Annotated in this window: 16 protein-coding genes; 7 read left to right on the top strand and 9 right to left on the bottom strand. The window is 65.0% G+C overall.

What is annotated here, in order from left to right:
* The first annotated feature begins 1 nt into the window (after nucleotide 1).
* Nucleotides 2-472: a type II toxin-antitoxin system RatA family toxin gene (locus P6U31_RS19145; protein ID WP_407183201.1), complete on the top strand. Its 471-nt coding sequence runs from the start codon at nucleotides 2-4 to the stop codon at nucleotides 470-472.
* 157 nt (nucleotides 473-629) lie between these two features.
* Here P6U31_RS19145 and P6U31_RS19140 read toward each other — a convergent pair whose 3' ends face one another.
* From P6U31_RS19140 to P6U31_RS19115, 6 genes are read right to left on the bottom strand one after another with little or no spacing between them, the layout of a single operon-like run.
* The gene (locus tag P6U31_RS19140; protein WP_407183200.1) at nucleotides 630-1445 is read right to left on the bottom strand and encodes a c-type cytochrome; all 816 of its coding nucleotides are present in this window, start codon (nucleotides 1443-1445) and stop codon (nucleotides 630-632) included.
* Complete coding sequence (locus P6U31_RS19135; protein ID WP_407183199.1) at nucleotides 1445-3067, bottom strand: b(o/a)3-type cytochrome-c oxidase subunit 1; 1623 nt, start codon at nucleotides 3065-3067, stop codon at nucleotides 1445-1447. Before P6U31_RS19135 ends, P6U31_RS19140 begins: the two co-directional genes overlap by 1 nt.
* A complete protein-coding gene (locus tag P6U31_RS19130; RefSeq protein WP_407183198.1) occupies nucleotides 3054-3623 on the bottom strand; it encodes a cytochrome C oxidase subunit II in 570 nt (189 codons plus the stop codon). The genes P6U31_RS19135 and P6U31_RS19130 overlap by 14 nt, the downstream gene beginning before the upstream one ends.
* On the bottom strand, nucleotides 3620-3796 hold the full coding sequence (locus P6U31_RS19125) for a hypothetical protein (RefSeq protein ID WP_407183196.1): 177 nt from the start codon (nucleotides 3794-3796) through the stop codon (nucleotides 3620-3622). The genes P6U31_RS19130 and P6U31_RS19125 overlap by 4 nt, the downstream gene beginning before the upstream one ends.
* Nucleotides 3797-3803: 7 nt before the next feature.
* Nucleotides 3804-5015 carry a cytochrome c gene (locus P6U31_RS19120; RefSeq protein WP_407189888.1) on the bottom strand — a complete coding sequence of 404 codons (1212 nt, stop codon included), beginning with the start codon at nucleotides 5013-5015 and terminating at the stop codon, nucleotides 3804-3806.
* Between the two features lie 52 nt (nucleotides 5016-5067).
* The gene (locus P6U31_RS19115) at nucleotides 5068-5775 is read right to left on the bottom strand and encodes a c-type cytochrome (RefSeq protein ID WP_407183195.1); all 708 of its coding nucleotides are present in this window, start codon (nucleotides 5773-5775) and stop codon (nucleotides 5068-5070) included.
* A gap of 938 nt (nucleotides 5776-6713) precedes the next feature.
* On the opposite strand from P6U31_RS19115, the gene P6U31_RS19110 reads away from it, so the two are divergent.
* Entirely contained in the window at nucleotides 6714-7490 is a 777-nt protein-coding gene (locus P6U31_RS19110) for a mechanosensitive ion channel family protein (protein ID WP_407183194.1), read from the top strand.
* 96 nt (nucleotides 7491-7586) lie between these two features.
* On the opposite strand, the gene P6U31_RS19105 is transcribed toward P6U31_RS19110, so the two are convergent.
* Both P6U31_RS19105 and P6U31_RS19100 read right to left on the bottom strand, forming a co-directional pair.
* Nucleotides 7587-8195, bottom strand: coding sequence for a CinA family protein (locus P6U31_RS19105; RefSeq protein ID WP_407183193.1), 609 nt, complete (start codon nucleotides 8193-8195; stop codon nucleotides 7587-7589).
* A gap of 3 nt (nucleotides 8196-8198) precedes the next feature.
* Nucleotides 8199-9380, bottom strand: coding sequence for a bifunctional 2-C-methyl-D-erythritol 4-phosphate cytidylyltransferase/2-C-methyl-D-erythritol 2,4-cyclodiphosphate synthase (locus P6U31_RS19100; RefSeq protein WP_407183192.1), 1182 nt, complete (start codon nucleotides 9378-9380; stop codon nucleotides 8199-8201).
* Between the two features lie 283 nt (nucleotides 9381-9663).
* Here P6U31_RS19100 and dusB point away from each other — a divergent pair, with 283 nt between their 5' ends.
* Genes dusB through ntrC form a run of 3 tightly spaced genes read left to right on the top strand, consistent with a single transcriptional unit; the run spans nucleotide 9664 to nucleotide 13289 of the window.
* Entirely contained in the window at nucleotides 9664-10665 is a 1002-nt protein-coding gene (gene dusB, locus P6U31_RS19095) for a tRNA dihydrouridine synthase DusB (protein WP_407189887.1), read from the top strand.
* Nucleotides 10662-11837, top strand: a complete 1176-nt coding sequence (locus tag P6U31_RS19090) for a two-component system sensor histidine kinase NtrB (RefSeq protein WP_407183191.1) — start codon at nucleotides 10662-10664, stop codon at nucleotides 11835-11837. Before dusB ends, P6U31_RS19090 begins: the two co-directional genes overlap by 4 nt.
* 9 nt (nucleotides 11838-11846) lie before the next feature.
* Nucleotides 11847-13289, top strand: a complete 1443-nt coding sequence (gene ntrC / locus P6U31_RS19085) for a nitrogen regulation protein NR(I) (RefSeq protein ID WP_028174062.1) — start codon at nucleotides 11847-11849, stop codon at nucleotides 13287-13289.
* Nucleotides 13290-13555: 266 nt separating this feature from the next.
* Here ntrC and P6U31_RS19080 read toward each other — a convergent pair whose 3' ends face one another.
* Nucleotides 13556-13699, bottom strand: coding sequence for a hypothetical protein (locus tag P6U31_RS19080; RefSeq protein WP_407183190.1), 144 nt, complete (start codon nucleotides 13697-13699; stop codon nucleotides 13556-13558).
* A 177-nt stretch (nucleotides 13700-13876) separates the two neighbouring features.
* Between P6U31_RS19080 and P6U31_RS19075 the strand changes: the two genes are divergently transcribed.
* Nucleotides 13877-16267 (top strand): ATP-binding protein, encoded by a 2391-nt coding sequence (locus P6U31_RS19075; RefSeq protein WP_407189886.1) that lies wholly within the window; start codon nucleotides 13877-13879, stop codon nucleotides 16265-16267.
* A 17-nt stretch (nucleotides 16268-16284) separates the two neighbouring features.
* Nucleotides 16285-17655, top strand: coding sequence for a sigma-54-dependent transcriptional regulator (locus tag P6U31_RS19070; RefSeq protein WP_407183189.1), 1371 nt, complete (start codon nucleotides 16285-16287; stop codon nucleotides 17653-17655).
* Nucleotides 17656-17878 lie beyond the last annotated feature (223 nt).

Below are 17878 nucleotides of genomic sequence, written 5' to 3'. Positions count from 1 at the left end.
CATGCCCAAATTTTCGAGCAAGCGCCGTGTCAATCACAGCGCATCCGAGATGTTCGACCTGGTCGCCGACGTCGAGCGGTACCCGGAATTCGTGCCGCTCTGCAGCGCGCTGAAGGTGCGCCAGCGCATGGCCAAGCCCGACGGCACCGAGGTGCTGGTGGCCGACATGACGGTGTCGTTCAAGCTGGTCAAGGAATCCTTCACCAGCCGGGTGACGCTCGACCGCACCAACTTGAAGATCCTCGTCGAGTATCTGCAAGGTCCTTTCAGCAATCTCGAAAACCGCTGGACGTTCGAGCCCAAAGGTGAGGGCGTCTGCGATGTCGGATTTTTCCTGTCCTACGAATTCAAGAGCCGCATGCTGGCCATGCTGATGGGCTCGATGTTCGATGCCGCCTTCGCGCGGTTCTCGACCGCGTTCGAAAAGCGGGCCGATGCGATCTACGGCCGGCCTAAGCTGGCGCCGACATAGGCAGACTCTTTCCCCCGTCATTGCGAGCCAACGGGTCCGCGAAGCGCGGCCCGATGACAGGCTCCGCGAAGCAATCCAGAGTCTCTCCATGGAGGGATTCTGGATTGCTTCATCGGAAGGGCTCCTCGCAATGACGGTGGAGAGGTGCGTCGAGCGCTCAATCCACCGCCTTCACGACATCAGGGGGCTGCGAGGCATAGTACGCTGCGGCCTGCTCGACCTCCTGCGGCGTCATCGCGCGGGCGATGTTGCGCATCTGCTGACTGATGTCGTTGCGGCGCTCGCCTGACGCGAAGGCCTGGAGCTGCGCCTTCATATAGGCCTCCGACTGTCCTTCGAGCCACGGGCTGCCGGTCTTGTTGTCGAGGCTGCCATGGCAGGAGCCGCAAGGCGCGATCCCGCGCATCGGCGCGCCGTAGATGACGATGTTGGGCTTCGGCAGTTGCGGCGTCGGATGATACGCCGGCAGCCGCGGCAGATAGGCGTAATAGTGCGAGAGATCGGCGATCTCCTGGTCGGTCAGGTTGACGGCAAACGGCGACATTACGGCATTGCTGCGCGCGCCCGAGCGAAAATCGTGTAGCTGCTTGTAGATCACGGCGGCGTATTGGCCGGCGAGATTGGGCGAATCCGCGCGGCTGACGCCGGTCGGGCCGTGGCAGATCGCGCAGCGCTGCGCCAGCGTTGCGCCACGGCCGATCGCCTCTTGGCTCGGGCGCGCCAGTGTGTTCGAGGTGAGCACGACCTCCGACAATCGCTTGGTCTGCTCCGGCGCCGTGACGGTTGCCGCGCGCTGCGGCAGGCCGGCGGCGCTGCAGATCGCGTCCCATACGTTGGCAAACTGCACCCAAGGCTGCGCGAAGGGCAGCACGATGAAGCCGGCAATCGCGGTCGCGATCAGGATCCCGGCGGTGAGGCCGACGCCAGTCCGGAAATGCCTGTTACGGAGGGTGAAGAGCTCGCGCGTGCTCATCACTGCGCTCCCACATAGACGGCGGGCACCGAGGTCCCCGAACTCAGTGCCAGATTCAGGATCGGATAGCCGTAATTGGTGAGGGTCAGCGCAATCATCAGCATCACCCACAGCGCATGCGTGTTGAGCGCGACCGGGACCGTCTTTGGTTCATGCACGGCGAGCGCAAAGCGATACGGGCCGGCGTCGGCCTGCGGCGCACGCATGCCGCGCGCGAGGATGACGATGAACATGATGCCCGAGGCCAGCAGGATGAAGCCGCCGATCGCCGACAGAATGACCGACAGGGCCTGCGGAGCGATCGCGGGATCGCCGAAGTCGAAATAGGCCATGCGGCGTGGCATCCCCAGAATGCCGACCCAGTGCCACGGGAAGGTCGTCACGATCATGCCGATGAACCACAGCCAGAGCTGGGTACGGATCAGGCGGAGGTCGATCAGCTCGCGCCCGGTCAGATGCGGCCACAGATCATAAGCGATCGCAAAGTACATGATCACGATGGCGCCGCCGAAGATCAGGTGGAAATGGCCGGTGATCCACTGCGTGTTGTGAATGGAGGCATCGAGCTGATAGCTCATGTTGATGAGGCCGCCGGCGCCGCCGAAGCCCAGCATGACGAACGAGAACGCCAGCGCCAGCATCATCGGATTGTCCCAGGGCAAGGTCCTGATCCAGCCGAACATGCCGCGGCCGCCGCGCAGGCGCGCGGCGATCTCGACCGAGGCGCAGATCGTGAACACGGTGAGCAGCGTCGGCAGCGCGACCAGGGCGGTGAAGGCCGAATGGATGAACTTGAAGCCGGCGCCGACCATGGGATCGGCGAAAGTGTGGTGCATGCCGATGGGCATCGCCACCACCAGGAACAGGATAAAGGAGATCCGAGCCATCGAGTCGGAATAAACCCGGCCACCGATCGCGCGCGGCACGATGGTGTAATAGGCGATGTAGGTCGGCATCAGCCAGAAATAGACGATGGCGTGCAGGGTCCAGGAGAAGAACACGCGGGCGAGGCCCGCGTCGATCGTGGCCTTCAGGCCCGCCGCGACCGGGATGATCTGGAGCAGCAGCTCGAGCGCGGCGCCGACAGCGGTCCAGGCCCACAGGTAGGATCCTGCGACATTGGCGAACATCGCCAGCGGCACCGGCGCGCCGGGATGGGCCTTGCGCCAGACGCGCAAATTGATCGACATCAGCGCGACCCAGATCCAGGAGCCGACCACGACCAGGACCACGCCGAGGTAGTAGAAGACATTGCCGATCAGCGGCGGGTAGAACGTGTAGAGCACCGAGGCGCGGCCAAGCGAGATCGGGATCACCGCCATGACGCTGCCGGCGACGATCAGCCAGAAGCCGGTCCAGGCCCAGCGCACGCCGACCAGGCGCTGCTCCAGTGCGGATTCGCTGATGGCATAGCCAAAACCCATCGCGACCAGCGTCGGGAACACGTAGCCCATCACCGTGCCATGTGCAGTCAGGGAGCGGTAGTAGAGCTCCGGATTGGACAGCCAGGTCCCGATCGGGCTGCGGATGAACATCTGCCAGGCGCCGAGCGTGAGCGCGATGCCGAACACGGCGAAGGCGAGCCAGAAATGGGCGAGGATGAGCTTCCTATTGACCAACACAGCTCAGCCTCCCGCCGCCTTTTGCGCGGTTCGCGAATTCGTTCCTGTCGATCACCCTGACCTTGCCCCACATGCCCTCGTGGCCGAAGGAGCAGAACTCCTGGCAGGGCATCGGATAGTCGCCGGTTCTGGTGAAGCGCATCAGCTGCTCGGAAATGTAGCCCGGCACCAGCATGGTGTTGACGTTGGTGCCCTGGATCAGGATGCCGTGCACGACGTCGGCGCTGGTGGCGCGCAGCGTGATCTGCGTGTCCGCGGGCACCAGGATGCAGGCCGGCGTAAAGGAATATTGCTGGCCGATCGCGCGCACCGTCACGTTGCCGTTGGCTTCGAGCACGCTGCCGAGATTGCTCTCGACGAACTCGCCGGACAGATGCAGGCGGGATGGATCGGTGATCTCGACGCGCGGCTGCGGCATGGTCGCGCGATGGATGCCGGCGAAGGCCGCGAGCAGGGCCATCATTACGATGATGATCACGGCAACGGTGACCCAGCGCCGCTCGACACGGGCCGCGACCTCGGCGCTGGCGCTGTCATGCGTGTCTTGTGCGCTCATTGCAGCGGTCCGCGCGGCAAGAACACGAATAGATAGAAGGCAAGCCACATCGCGACAACGCAGGCCGTGGCGATGCCGGCAAGCACGATCGCACCGGATGGCCCTTGCGCGACGATCTCCTCGACGGCCTGGTCGGCGGCGGCTGGGCTGGTCGGCGGATCGGAATTGATCATGATGGCCTCAGTTCAGCGGTGCGGAGCGCAGCTCGTTGGCCTCGCGCGCCGAGACCGGCGTGCCGCGATTGCCCCAGGCGGTGCGGATGTAGGAGACGACGGCGGCGATCTCGTTGTCCGAGAGCAGACCTGCAAAGGGCGGCATGCCGTAGGGCATGGGGTTGCCCTTGGTGCCCGGCGGATAGCCGCCATTGAGCACCATGCGGATCGGGTTGACCGCCGATTGCATCTCGATCGACTGGTTGTTGGCGAGTGGCGGCCAGTGCGGCGGCTTGCCTTCGCCCTGTGTGCCGTGACAGCTCGCGCAACTCTTGTCATAGACGGTCTTGCCGAGGCTGATCAGCAGGCTGCTCTCGGTGCTCGGCAGCGTCGAGCTGGCCGGTGGAGGAGGCGAGGGCTCCGCAATGCCCTTGAGATACACCGCCATGGCACGCGTGTCCTCGTCATTGAGATATTGCAGGCTGTTGTGCACCACCTCGGCCATCGGGCCGTAGACCACGCCGCGCATGGAAACGCCGGTCTGGAGCAGGTCGGTGATGTCCCTGATGCTCCAGTCGCCGAGGCCGGCCTCGCGGTTGGATGTGAGCGAGGGCGCGTACCAGTTCTGCATCGGGATCAGGCCGCCCTTGAAGGCGTCCGATTGCGAGGTGCCGCCAAGCGCGTTGATCGGCGAATGGCACATGCCGCAATGGCCGAGGCCCTCGACGAGGTAGGCGCCGCGATTCCATTCCGCGGATTTGGTCGGGTCCGGCTTGAACTCGCCCTCCGAGAAATACAGCGTGCGCCAGCCGAGGATCAGCTGGCGGTTGGAATAGGGGAAGCGGAGATCGTGCTCACGATTGCGCTGACTCACGGCCGGGATTGACTTCAGATAGGCAAAGATCGCCTCAGTATCGGTGCGCGTGACCTTGGTGTAGGACGCGAACGGCATGGCCGGATACATCAAGCCGCCATCCGGAAAGCGGCCGTAGTGCATCGCCTTGTAAAAGTCCTCGGCCGTCCATTTGCCGATCCCGGTGTCGCGGTCCGGCGTGATGTTGGAGGAATACAAGGTGCCGAAAGGCGTCGGCATGGCGCGTCCGCCGGCGAAGGTGCGCCCCTCGGGCGCCGTGTGGCAGGCAATGCAGTCGCCGGCGCGCGCCAGATATTCGCCGCGTGCAACCAGGCTATCCCGGTCGGAGCCAGACTTCGGCTGCGCCCCGGCGGACGAGCCGGCCACGAGCAACAGCCACACGGCAAGGATTGGTGAACACGATCGCAATTCCGTCTCCTCAATCCGGTTCACTGCCGCAGGCGAACGGCAGCACATATGTGCCTTTCGGCGCCGGCGCGATGTTCACAGGGGCGGGGCGGCTCGCGAGCCACGCTGCGACCGCAGTCACGTCCTCCTCGGTGAGCCGGGCTGCGACCTGCTGCATGCAGTCCGGTGCTTTCGCGGTTCGTGTGCCATAACGCCATGCACCCAATTGCGCGCTGACGTAGGCCGGCCGCAGTCCAAGCAGGCCTGGAATTCCGGGCTCCATGCCGGTCAGGGCCGGGCCATGGCAGCTTCCACAGGCCGGAATGTGGCGTTGCGGATCGCCGCGCGTCACCAGCGACCGGCCGTGCTGCAGCACCTCCTTGCTTGCATCGCTTGCCGTGACGGGGGGCAGAGGCGGGTGCTGATCCGCAAAATAGTCCGCCATCTGCTGCAGGTACGGATCCGGCAGGAATTCCAGCAGATAGTTCATCGGCGGATATTTTCGCCGGCCATTCTTGAAGGCGAGAAGCTGATTGTAGAGATAGCCGGCCGGCTTGCCCGCAAGCCGCGGGAAATAGACGTCGTTGGTGCCTTCGCCTTGATTGCCGTGACAGGGCGTGCAGGCTTCGACCCGCGCCGCCATCGTGTCCGGCGGCTGATTGGCGGTTTGTGCGGCCGCACCATCAAACGCGGCCAAGGCGGCAATGGCGATGGCCAGAGCAGCGGTGCGAGCGAACACTCTCGTCACCCTCCAGAAAGCAGGACCGGTTGATTCCGGATCACAACGTAGCGGTGCATTATTGCGACAATATGCTCCCGCGCAAGGTCGGGCACGCGCGATGACGTTTGCTCGCGGCCTTCGCATGTGCGGTCCCGATCGGATTCGATAAGACTTGCGTGCTTTTTGAAAACTGAACATAACGCCGCGGTCTCGCGACAGTTCCTGCCCGAGCTTTGCTTTATTATGCCACCCTCTGTTTGTCAGAGGGCGCAGGGAAGGCCGGGTGCCGGCTGACACCCACGGTCCACTGTGCGAAGGTTGCGCTAGAGAAGGCTGCACAGCGGCATACAGGTGAAGCCCAACACACGGCCTTCCCTGCGCAGTGGTTTGACGGCTTATGCCGAGCTCTCCCCGGGGAGCGATGCACTATTGCCCCCGTCGCCTTGCAGTTCGCTGACATGCGCACCCGGTCGGGCACCACACACCACTACAAGACTTGACGCACAGACCCCGGGCGTCAGGACGACACGGTTTTGCCGTACGCAACTCACACCGGTCGTATGCGCGACGGTTTTCGCTCACGGCTAACCGCCCTGCGAACCTTTCGCGCCGATGTGACGAGCGTCCACCGCAGCTCACCCCACGTTCGTGACGATCGCGATACGCCCCTCTGACAAGGGATGAGGTGGCCAAAGAGTGCGACAAAGCCGAAATTCTGTAAAGACGAATATTTTTGTTTCTGGTGATTGACCGGACAGTTGTGTGTTTCGCCCGTCGGGCAACGCAACGGCTTGTAGGCTTGGGATGAGCACAGCGCCATCCCCGACCTGCGCTGACGGTGATTCCGGGTTTCGCTTCGCTCACCCTGGCAACGCGACCGTGTTCCGCCTCGACCGCCGCGGGGATCATTTCGCATCGCGCTGCGTTCTCAACGGATTGTTCGGGTTGGAGCCGCCATGACCATCAATTTCGACACGCTGAAAGCCTCGCTCGTCCTCTATGGCCTCAACGCCATCTACGCGATCCTGCTGCTCGCGATCGGCTGGTATCTGTCCGGCGCCATGCAGCGCTTCGTCACGCGCCTGTTGAGCGTCACGCACCGCGTCGACCCGCTGGTGACGCTGTTCGTCGGCAGCCTTGCGCGCTATGGCGTGCTGGCGGTGGTCGGCATCGCCGTGCTTCAGCTGTTCGGCATTCAGACTGCGAGCCTCGTTGCCGTGCTGGGCGCGACATCACTGGCTATTGGTCTGGCATTACAGGGTACGCTCTCAAATCTCGCCGCCGGCGTGATGCTATTGTTGTTCCGGCCGTTTCATATCGGTAACGACGTCGAGGTCGCCGGCAAGGCGGGCAAGGTGCAGTCGTTGTCGCTGTTCATGACCGAGCTGGTCGCGGCCGACAACACGCAGATCCTGCTGCCGAACGGCCAGGTGTGGGGCGCGGCCATCATCAACCACAGCGCCTATCCCGGCACCGGCGAGGTCAAGGTGGCGTTTCCGGTCCCGGCCGGCGCGGCCAATACGCTGGCGGATCGCATCCTGAAAGAGCTGCGCAACGATTCCCGCATCGATTCACAGGCGCAACCGACCGTCTCCGTGACGAAGGTTCTCGATGTCGGCAATCCCGCGGCACCGATCCTGGAATTGACGGTCAGCGCGAAGGCGAAACCCTCGGAGGCCGGTGCGGTCAAGCAGTGTGTGCTGGACCATGCGAGCGCGCTGCTTGCGGCGTGAAGCGGTCCATGACGATGTGGCGCGGCCGTAGCCTGCATGGGCGCAGCGATATGCGGGGCTCTTCCGCGCGTGTTGCGCTCTCCCGGGCTAAGGACCTCAGCCCCTTGGCGAGCGTGGCGTCCGTCGTTTGACCGCATGCCGGCGCGGCGAGCGCGTCACGCGGGGACGCAGGCGGCTCGCGGCTTCGCGCCGCGGCTTGGCCTGGGCTTGCGGGCCGCGGGCCAGATCCATCAGCATGCGCAGCGCCTCGACCACCGAGCGGGCGCGGACTGCGCTGCGGCCGATCGCGCCGAAGCGGTGCTCGCGGTGGATGATGCGGCCGTCGCGGGCGGCCGCAGCGAAATGCACCAGGCCGACCGGCTTGCCCGGCGTAGCGCCGCCGGGGCCGGCAATGCCGGTGATGGCGACGGCGAGATCGACGCCGGCGCGCTCCAGCGCACCGACCGCCATCGCGGTTGCGGTTTCCTTGCTGACCGCGCCGAAATTGGCGAGCGTGCCGGCTTCGACCCCCAACATCGCGCGCTTGGCGTCATTGGAATAGGTGACGAAGCCGCGATCGATCACGTCGGAGGAGCCGGGAATGTCGGTCAGCGCGCCGGCGACGAGTCCGCCGGTGCAGGATTCGGCGGTCGCGATCGTCAGCTTGCGCATCCGGCACAGATCGAGCAGCGAGCGGGAGAGGGCGCGTGCGTCGCTGCCGCCCATGGCCTAGACGCTCCAGGGAAGACGGATGGTGGCGCTCGCGGTGGCCGCGATGCCTTCCTCACGGCCGGTGAAGCCGAGCCGCTCGCTGGTCGTGGCCTTCACCGCGACGCGCGAGATGTCGACGCCGGAGATCTCGGCGATGCGCGCGCGCATGACATCGCGCAACGGGCCGATCTTCGGCCGCTCGCAGATCATGGTGACCTCGAGATTGGCAACGCGGCCGCCACGCGCTGTGACGCGCTCGATGGCGTATTTCAGGAACTGGTCGGAGGAGGCGCCTTTCCACTTCGCATCGCTCGGCGGAAAATGCGAGCCGATGTCGCCGTCGGCGAGCGCGCCGAGGATGGCATCGACCAGCGCGTGCAGGCCGACATCGCCATCGGAATGGGCGAGAAAGCCCTTGCTGTGCGGCACGCGCACGCCGCAGAGCATGACGTGGTCGCCCTCGCCGAAGGCGTGCACGTCGTAGCCGGTGCCTGTCCTGATATCGCCGAGCTGGGCAGCCAGGCGCGCTTCCTCGCGCACGAAATCCTCGGGAGTGGTGAGCTTCATGTTGGCAACATCGCCTTCAAAGGTCGCAACCGTCAATCCCGCCCATTCGGCAATCGCGGCATCGTCGGTGAAATCAGAGCGCCCGTCCTTCGCCGCGCGACGATGCGCTTCGAGGATGACGTCGAAACGAAAGGATTGCGGCGTTTGCGCGATTCGCAGGCGCGCGCGATCCGGCGTGCCCTCGACATGGCCGGCCTCGCCGGTGAGCTTGATGGTGTCAGTAACGGGAATGGCGGGGATCGCAGCGCCGGCGCGATCCGCCGCCTCGATCGCACGCGAGATCAATCCTTCCGAGACGAAGGGACGCGCGGCGTCGTGAATCAGGACGATATCGGGCTTGTGCTTGACGAGCGCCTCGAGGCCGGCGAGCACCGAAGCCTGCCGCGTCGCGCCGCCGTTAACGGGCGGCTCGTGCTTGAGGCCAGCGACCGCGGCCGTGAACATGGCGCTGTCATCGGGGTTCACCACCGGCTGCACCGCAAACACGCCGGCGTGGCGGCTGAAGGCCTCCATGGCGCGATAGATCACCGGCACGCCACCGATCTCGCGATATTGCTTCGGCCCGCCGGCGCCTGCACGCAGTCCACGCCCGGCTGCGACGAGAACGACTGCAGTGCGCTGTGATTTCGCCATAGGATTCAAATACTCAGTTGGTGATGGAGAGAGTCGGGGAGTGGGGTGATTGCCGCATGCCTCTAGCACGGCAGGCCCGCAAAAAAAGGGGGTTTCCCCGGATTGTGGGAAACAGCATTTTGCTGCACTGCACTTGAAAGATCTGCAGAATTGTCTAAACTGTAGGCATGGCGCTTGACTGCACAAGAATTGTGCGCAAGATAGGTCATGGCAGGCGCGATGAGGCCCCTGCCCAGTCGACGAGACCCCTGTGACCGGTTCGGCAGTGTCCGGCTCTAAGCCGTTGAAAATAGGCGATATTGATGTCGCTACCCCGGTCTTCCTGGCACCGATGTCGGGGGTGACCGACTCGCCCGTCCGCCGGCTGGCCGCCGAGCTGGGGGCCGGTCTCGTCGTGTCCGAAATGACCGCCAGCGATGAGCTCGCCAATGGCCACCGGATGTCCCGGTTGCGCTGCGAAGCCACGGGGGTAGGCCCGCACGTGGTCCAGCTCGCCGGCTGCGAGGCACGCTGGATGGCCGAGGGCGCCCGGATCGCCGAGGCCGAAGGCGCCGATATCATCGACATCAACATGGGCTGTCCGGCACGCCACGTCACCGGCGGTCAATCCGGCTCGGCCTTGATGCGCGACCTCGACCACGCCGTCAGCCTGATCGATGCGACGATCGCGGCGGTGAAGGTGCCGGTGACGCTGAAGATGCGGCTCGGCTGGGACGATCGGACGCGCAACGCGCCGGAGCTGGCGCGGCGCGCGGAAGCCGCCGGCGTCAAGCTCGTCACGGTGCACGGCCGCACCCGCAGCCAGTTCTACAAGGGCGAGGCTGATTGGGATGCAATCCGCGCCGTGCGCGAAGCCGTCGCCATTCCGCTCGTCGTCAATGGCGACATCACGTCTTACGAGAAGGCGCTTGCGGCGCTCGAGGCTTCCGGCGCCGATGCCGTGATGATCGGCCGCGGCGCGCAGGGCCAGCCCTGGCTTCCCGGCCAGATCGGCCGCCGCCTGAAGGGAGGGGCAGAGGAAGCTGTGCCCTCGCTCGAAACGCAGCTGCATTATGTCCGCACGCTCTACGAGGGCGTCTGCGCGCTCTATGGCCTGCGCATCGGCCTCAGGCACGCCCGCAAGCATCTCGGCTGGGCGCTCGACGTCGCGGCGCAGGCGAGCCGCGCGCCGGCGGAGACGCTGAAGGGCTGGCGCCAGAAGATCCTCACCTCCGAGGATCCGCGCCTCGTTCACAGTTCACTGCAAGATGCCTTCGACGACTTCGCATGGAGCGCTGCTGCATGAGCTCAGCCGCTGAACATCGTCGGCCGCTGCTGTCCGACAGCGAGGCGATCCTGGACGCGCTTCCCAATCCCGTGCTCATGATCGGGCCGGACGGCAAGATCGTCGCCGCCAACATCGCCACCGAGGCCTTCTTCGAGATCTCGACGCAGTTCCTGAAGCGGCAGTCGTTGAAAGAGCTGGTGCCGTTCGGCAGCCCCTTGCTGGCGCTGATCGACCAGGTGCGCTCGTCGAACTCGCCGGTCAATGAATACAAGGTCGATCTCGGCACGCCGCGCATGGGCGGCGACCGCCAGGTCGACCTGCATGTCGCCCCACTCACCGAGCGGCCCGGACATATCGTGGTGATGCTGCAGGAGCGCACCATCGCCGACAAGATGGACCGCCAACTCACCCATCGCAGCGCGGCGCGCTCGGTGATCGCGCTGGCTGCGATGCTGGCGCACGAGATCAAGAACCCGCTCTCCGGCATCCGCGGTGCGGCGCAGCTTCTGGAACAGCAGGCCTCGTCCGAGGACCGCATGCTGACGCGCCTGATCTGCGACGAGGCCGACCGCATCGTGACGTTGGTCGACCGCATGGAGGTGTTCGGCGACGAACGTCCCGTGGTGCGTGGCCCCGTCAACATCCATTCGGTGCTCGACCACGTGAAGCGGCTGGCGCAGTCCGGCTTTGCCCGCAATATCCGCTTCATCGAGGATTACGATCCTTCGCTGCCCCCGGTGCTGGCGAACCAGGACCAGTTGATCCAGGTGTTCCTCAACCTCGTGAAGAACGCCGCAGAGGCGCTGATCGATGTGCCCGATGCCGAGATCCAGCTCACCACCGCGTTCCGCCCCGGCGTGCGCCTGTCAGTCCCCGGTCAAAAATCCCGGGTATCGTTGCCGCTCGAATTCTGCGTGAAGGACAACGGACCAGGCGTGCCGGACGATCTTCTGCCCAACCTGTTCGACCCCTTCGTGACCACCAAGCAGACCGGCTCGGGTCTGGGCCTTGCGCTGGTCGCCAAGATCGTCGGCGATCACGGGGGCATCATCGAATGCGAATCTCAGCCGCGCAAGACCACCTTCCGCGTGCTGATGCCGATGTATTCCACATCGGTGAAACATGCCGATCACAGCAGTCGCGCCGACTCTGCCGGGAAGTCGTCGCCTGCGTCACAGGGGGCAAAATGAGGATTAACGATGCCCGCAGGTAGCATTCTCGTAGCAGATGACGATACCGCCATCCGCACCGTTCTCAATCAGGCACTGTCCCGCGCCGGCTACGAAGTCAGGCTCACCGGCAACGCGGCAACGCTGTGGCGCTGGGTCAGCCAGGGGGAGGGCGACCTCGTCATCACCGACGTGGTGATGCCGGACGAAAACGCCTTCGACCTGCTGCCGCGGATCAAGAAGATGCGGCCGAATCTGCCGGTCATCGTCATGAGCGCGCAGAACACGTTCATGACGGCGATCCGCGCCTCCGAGCGCGGCGCGTACGAGTACCTGCCGAAGCCCTTCGACCTCAAGGAGCTGATCGCCATCGTCGGCCGCGCGCTCGCCGAGCCGAAGGAGCGCACCTCGACGCCGGACGAGGACGCCGAGATGGAGGCGATCCCGCTGGTCGGCCGTTCGCCGGCGATGCAGGAAATCTACCGCGTGCTCGCGCGGCTGATGCAGACTGACCTCACCGTGATGATCACCGGCGAATCCGGCACCGGCAAGGAGCTGGTGGCGCGCGCGCTGCATGATTACGGCAAGCGCCGCAACGGACCGTTCGTCGCGGTCAACATGGCGGCGATCCCGCGCGACCTCATCGAATCCGAGCTGTTCGGCCACGAGCGCGGCGCCTTCACCGGTGCCAACACCCGCGCCTCGGGCCGGTTCGAGCAGGCCGAGGGCGGCACGCTGTTCCTCGACGAGATCGGCGACATGCCGATGGAGGCGCAGACGCGGTTGCTGCGCGTGCTGCAGCAGGGCGAATACACCACCGTCGGCGGCCGCACCCCGATCAAGACCGACGTGCGCATCGTCGCGGCCTCCAACAAGGATCTGCGCGTGCTGATCCAGCAGGGCCTGTTCCGCGAGGATCTGTTCTTCCGCCTCAACGTCGTGCCGTTGCGGCTGCCGCCGCTGCGCGAGCGCATCGAGGACCTGCCGGATCTCGTGCGTCACTTCTTCGCGCTGGCCGAGAAGGACGGCCTGCCGCCGAAGAAGCTCGACGCGCTGGCGCTGGAGCGGCTGAAGCAGCACCGCTGGCCCGGCAACGTGCGCGAGCTGGAGAATCTCGCCCGCCGTCTCGCCGCGCTCTATCCGCAGGACGTGATCACGGCATCCGTCATCGACGGCGAGCTCGCGCCGCCGTCGGTCAGCCCGGGCGCCGCAGTCCAGCAGGGCGTCGACAATCTCGGTGGCGCCGTGGAGGCGTATCTGTCCTCGCACTTCCAGGGCTTCCCGAACGGCGTGCCGCCGCCCGGCCTCTATCACCGCATCCTCAAGGAGATCGAGGTGCCGCTGCTCACGGCCGCGCTCGCCGCCACCCGCGGCAACCAGATCCGCGCCGCCGACCTGCTCGGCCTCAACCGCAACACGTTGCGCAAGAAGATCCGAGATCTCGACATCCAGGTCTATCGCAGCGGGGGCTAGGCGGATCGGCCGGTGGCTCAGCTCCCCCTACCAAGGCAGAGCTGAGCCTGTCCGGATCGCGCTGGCCGTTGTGGCTGACGCGGTGAGCAGAAGTCGCGGTGAGGCTGAAATGTTCCGTCGGACCCTTTCTAATCGGCCACGCCGCCGCGTGGCGCGGCGTCGCACCTAAAGCGCGACGAGATTTAGATAAGTCGTCATCGCGCTCTAGCTTGTTGTTTGCGCATGATCTTTCCGGAAAACCGCTTCGCACTTGTCCGGATCATGCGTTAGCGGACCATATGGCCTGCCGGCATGAGGCTGGCGACATTGGCCGGCGCCTCCTGCAGGCCGGGCCCATTGACCAGCAGGTCCGAGGCCACGATCAGGACCAGCACGGCCGACACCATCATCGCGAGAAAAAATCTATCCATGCCGGAATCAAGCCGGGATAGGGGGAATCCGTTCCCGTCCGTCGGCATATCCTTGTGGACGCGCCGATTCCAGGCGGAAAGGGCGCCGCGGAATTGTCGCAATTCGGCAACAATGTGGTACGAATACATCAGTATCCGCCCGTCGCGGACCTGTTTTTCATCACCACCATTGCCGGAATGACCAGCGCAGAGACCTCGGCCGCACACTTTGACACGGCCCCAGCGGAAGAGCCCCGGCGTTGGTCGGTACGACGCTGGCTGGCGCCGTTTGCCGTGGCGCTGGCCCTGCTGTCGGCTTTCCTCACCTTCCTGGTCCTGACCGGCCTGACCAAGATCGAGCCCACGCCCGAAGTTGTTCGCTCGTTCTACCTGATCAATGCGGCCACGATCCTGCTCCTGGTCGGGATCATCGTCCGCGAGCTCTGGCAGCTGATCCTGGCGCGGCGGCGGGGCAGGGCGGCTGCGCGCCTTCATGTCCAGATCGTCAGCCTGTTCTCGATCGTGGCGGTGCTGCCGGCGGTGCTGGTCGCCGTCGTCGCCAACGTCACCATCGAGCGGGGCCTCGACCGGTTGTTCTCCGGGCCGACCAAGGAGGTGATCCAGAACTCGCTGACGATCGCGCGGGCCTATATGCAGGACCATGCCCAGCTGATCCGCGGCGACATTCTCGGCATGGCCAACGACATCGCGCATGCCCGGCCGCTGTTCGACCAGGATCGCCGCTCGTTCCGCGAGATGCTCACCGCCAGCGCCGGCTCCCGGAACCTGCCGGGCGCGATGATCATCGACAAGAACACCAACATCCTGGAATCCGCCGAGACCGGCATGCGGCTCGCTTATTCGCCGCCCGCGCCTGACTTCCTCAGCAACGTCAACGAGAACGAACCCGAGATCGCGGTGCTGCCGGACGCGAGCTATGTTGCTGCGGTGATCCGCTTGCGCGCCTTCAACGACACCTTCCTCTACGTCGCCCGTCCGCTTGATCCGAATGTCGTCAATCAGCTCAAGCAGACCGAGGTCAGCGTCGCCGAATACGCCCAGATCGAATCGCGCCGGCTCGGCATCCAGGTTGCCTTCGCGCTGATGTTCGCGGTGATCGCGCTGACCATCCTGATGGCCTCGGTGCTGATCGGCCTCAACTTCGCCAATTCGCTGGTTTCGCCGATCCGGCGGCTGATGAATGCGGCTCACACCGTCTCGACCGGCGATCTCCATGTCCAGGTGCCGGTGCACCAGTCGGAAGGCGATCTCGCCCAGTTGGGTCAGACCTTCAACAAGATGACGCAGGAATTGCGCAGCCAGCGCGATGAGCTCGTCAATGCCAGCGACCTCATCGACAGCCGCCGCCGCTTCATCGAGGCCGTGCTGTCCTCGGCCAGCGCCGGCATCATCGGCGTCGATGCCTCCGGCAGCGTCGGCATCCTGAACCGCTCCGCCGAGAAGCTGATCGGGCACGCCGAATCCGAGACCCTCGGCCATCCGCTCTCCGAGGTGCTGCCCGAGCTCGACGAGATGATGAAGACGGCGCGGGAAGGGACCCAACGCCTGGTGCAGGGCCAGATCACGATCACCCGCGACGGGCAGGAACGTAATCTGTCGGTCCGCGTCAGCGCTGAGAAGAACCAGCCGCACGACAGCTACATCATCACGCTCGACGACATCACCGAGCTGGTCTCGGCACAGCGCACCTCGGCCTGGGGTGACGTGGCGCGCCGCATTGCCCACGAGATCAAGAATCCCCTGACGCCGATCCAGCTCTCCGCCGAGCGAATCCGCCGCAAGTTCGGCAAGACCATCACCGAGGACAAGGACAAGCAGATCTTCGACCAGTGCACCGACACCATCGTGCGCCAGGTCGACGACATCAGGCGCATGGTCGACGAATTCTCGCGGTTCGCGCGGATGCCGAAGCCGGTGATGGAAGGCGAGGACGTCGCCGACACCGTGCGGCAGGCGGTATTCCTGATGAAGGTCGCCCATCCCGAGATCGATATCGAGGCCGAATTCAAGCAGGATCCGCTGCGCGCCCAGTTCGACCGGCGGCTGATCTCCCAGGCGGTGACCAACATCGTCAAGAACGCCACGGAGGCGATCGAGCAAGTCCCGCCGGAAGAGCTCGGCAAGGGCCGTATCGACGTCGTAGTGTCGCGCGAGGGTGAGGACGTGCTGATCGACGTCATCGATAACGGCATCGGCCTGCCCAAGGTCGCGCGCTCGCGGCTGCTCGAACCCTACGTCACGACGCGGGCCAAGGGCACCGGCCTCGGCCTTGCGATCGTCGGCCGCGTGCTGGAAGACCATGGCGGACGGATCGAGCTGAAGGATGCTTCCGACTTCCGCGCGGGCCAGCGCGGTGCCTGGATGCGGATGCGCTTTGCGATCTCCGGGCGGCCCGCGAAATCCGACGGAGCCGAGCCGGCGCCGGTAGCCAAGGACATCACCGGGGACGTTGGGACTGAGGCGTCGAAGGACACGGCGCCGGAAACAAAACAACCGCCGGCCGAAACCAAAGAGCCCGCTGAAAAGACCAATGATTCAACGAAAATCGAAGCCTCAACAGGCAGCTGACAAGACAGGCGCGACCCATGGCAAGTGAAATTCTGATTGTCGATGATGAGGCCGATATTCGGGATCTCGTTGCGGGCATTCTCGAGGACGAGGGCTTCGTGACCCGGACCGCGCGCGACAGCGATACGGCACTCGCCGAGATCGCCAACCGCAGGCCGCATTTGGTGTTCCTCGACATCTGGCTGCAGGGCTCCAAGCTGGACGGCCTGCAGCTGCTGGAGCAGGTCAAGAAGGACAATGCCGACCTTCCGGTCGTGATGATCTCCGGCCACGGCAACATCGAGACCGCGGTCGCCGCGATCAAGCGCGGTGCCTATGACTTCATCGAGAAACCGTTCAAGGCCGATCGCCTGATTCTGGTCGCCAACCGCGCGCTGGAGAACTCGCGGCTGAAGCGCGAGGTCAAGGAGCTGAAGCAGCTCGCGCCGAGCGCCAGCCAGCTCGTCGGCCGTTCGCCCAGTATGAACCAGCTGCGCCAGACCATCGAACGCGCCGCCAAGGCCAACAGCCGCATCCTGATCGTCGGTCCCGCCGGCGCCGGCAAGGAATTGACCGCGCGCACGCTGCACGCGGCCTCGGGCCGCGCCGACGGTCCCTTCGTCGTCATCAACGCCGCCGCGATCACGCCCGAGCGCATGGAGCACGAGCTGTTCGGTGTCGAGCAGTCCAACGGCGAGCATCCGCGCAAGCCCGGTGCGCTCGAGGAAGCCCATGGCGGCACGTTGTTCATCGACGAGATCGCGGACATGCCGCGTGAGACCCAGAACAAGATTCTGCGCGTGCTGGTCGAGCAGTCGTTCCAGCGCGTCGGCGGCACGGCCAAGGTGCAGGTCGACGTCCGTATCATCTCGTCGACCGCGCGCAATCTCGAAGAGGAGATCGCGGCCGGCCATTTCCGCGAGGACCTCTATCATCGGCTCTCGGTGGTGCCGATCCGCGTGCCGGCGCTCTCGGAGCGGCGCGAGGACATCCCGGAGTTGATCGACTATTTCATGGAGCAGATCTCGGCCGGCAGCGGCCTGCCGAAGCGGCAGATCGGACAGGACGCGATGGCAGTGCTGCAATCGCATGTCTGGCCGGGCAATGTGCGACAGCTGCGCAATAACGTTGAAAGAGTCATGATTCTCGCCGCGGGCGGGCCGGAGGTCATCATCACGGCCGACATGTTGCCGCAGGATGTCGGCTCCATGGTGCCGGCGATGCCGACCAGCAACAATGGCGAGCACATCATGGGCCTACCGCTGCGTGAGGCGCGCGAAGTGTTCGAGCGCGACTATTTGATTGCCCAGATCAGCCGTTTTTCAGGAAATATTTCTCGTACGGCTGAGTTCGTTGGCATGGAGCGTTCGGCCTTGCACCGGAAGTTGAAAGCGCTCGGGGTCGGCTAAACGTCTGCGGGGCCAAGTGGATACCGACCAGCATACAGAACACGCATCATTTGCAGGGCTCGGAGGACTCGTTGGCGCGACGGGAGCCGGATTCCGACGCTGCGGCCACAGCTCGGGGATAAGCGAGGAAAATCATAGATTTCCGTAGTTTTTCGGGGCAATACGGCGTCGGCTGGCGCGTGAAGCGGCTTGCCTAATAGGCCCACCTAGCCTCTAATCGCAT

Source organism: Bradyrhizobium centrosematis (assembly GCF_045571495.1).
Lineage (GTDB): Bacteria > Pseudomonadota > Alphaproteobacteria > Rhizobiales > Xanthobacteraceae > Bradyrhizobium > Bradyrhizobium centrosematis.
This window is presented reverse-complemented; position numbering and strand designations above follow the sequence as displayed.

What these genes read in the sequence shown, in the direction of transcription:
- P6U31_RS19145 (WP_407183201.1), top strand. Translation starts at nt 2, where the DNA reads ATGCCCAAATTTTCGAGCAAGCGCCGTGTCAATCACAGCGCATCCGAG.
- P6U31_RS19140 (WP_407183200.1), bottom strand. Translation starts at nt 1,445, where the DNA reads ATGAGCACGCGCGAGCTCTTCACCCTCCGTAACAGGCATTTCCGGACT.
- P6U31_RS19130 (WP_407183198.1), bottom strand. Translation starts at nt 3,623, where the DNA reads ATGAGCGCACAAGACACGCATGACAGCGCCAGCGCCGAGGTCGCGGCC.
- P6U31_RS19125 (WP_407183196.1), bottom strand. Translation starts at nt 3,796, where the DNA reads ATGATCAATTCCGATCCGCCGACCAGCCCAGCCGCCGCCGACCAGGCC.
- P6U31_RS19110 (WP_407183194.1), top strand. Translation starts at nt 6,714, where the DNA reads ATGACCATCAATTTCGACACGCTGAAAGCCTCGCTCGTCCTCTATGGC.
- P6U31_RS19105 (WP_407183193.1), bottom strand. Translation starts at nt 8,195, where the DNA reads ATGGGCGGCAGCGACGCACGCGCCCTCTCCCGCTCGCTGCTCGATCTG.
- P6U31_RS19100 (WP_407183192.1), bottom strand. Translation starts at nt 9,380, where the DNA reads ATGGCGAAATCACAGCGCACTGCAGTCGTTCTCGTCGCAGCCGGGCGT.
- P6U31_RS19090 (WP_407183191.1), top strand. Translation starts at nt 10,662, where the DNA reads ATGAGCTCAGCCGCTGAACATCGTCGGCCGCTGCTGTCCGACAGCGAG.
- ntrC (WP_028174062.1), top strand. Translation starts at nt 11,847, where the DNA reads ATGCCCGCAGGTAGCATTCTCGTAGCAGATGACGATACCGCCATCCGC.
- P6U31_RS19080 (WP_407183190.1), bottom strand. Translation starts at nt 13,699, where the DNA reads ATGGATAGATTTTTTCTCGCGATGATGGTGTCGGCCGTGCTGGTCCTG.
- P6U31_RS19075 (WP_407189886.1), top strand. Translation starts at nt 13,877, where the DNA reads ATGACCAGCGCAGAGACCTCGGCCGCACACTTTGACACGGCCCCAGCG.
- P6U31_RS19070 (WP_407183189.1), top strand. Translation starts at nt 16,285, where the DNA reads ATGGCAAGTGAAATTCTGATTGTCGATGATGAGGCCGATATTCGGGAT.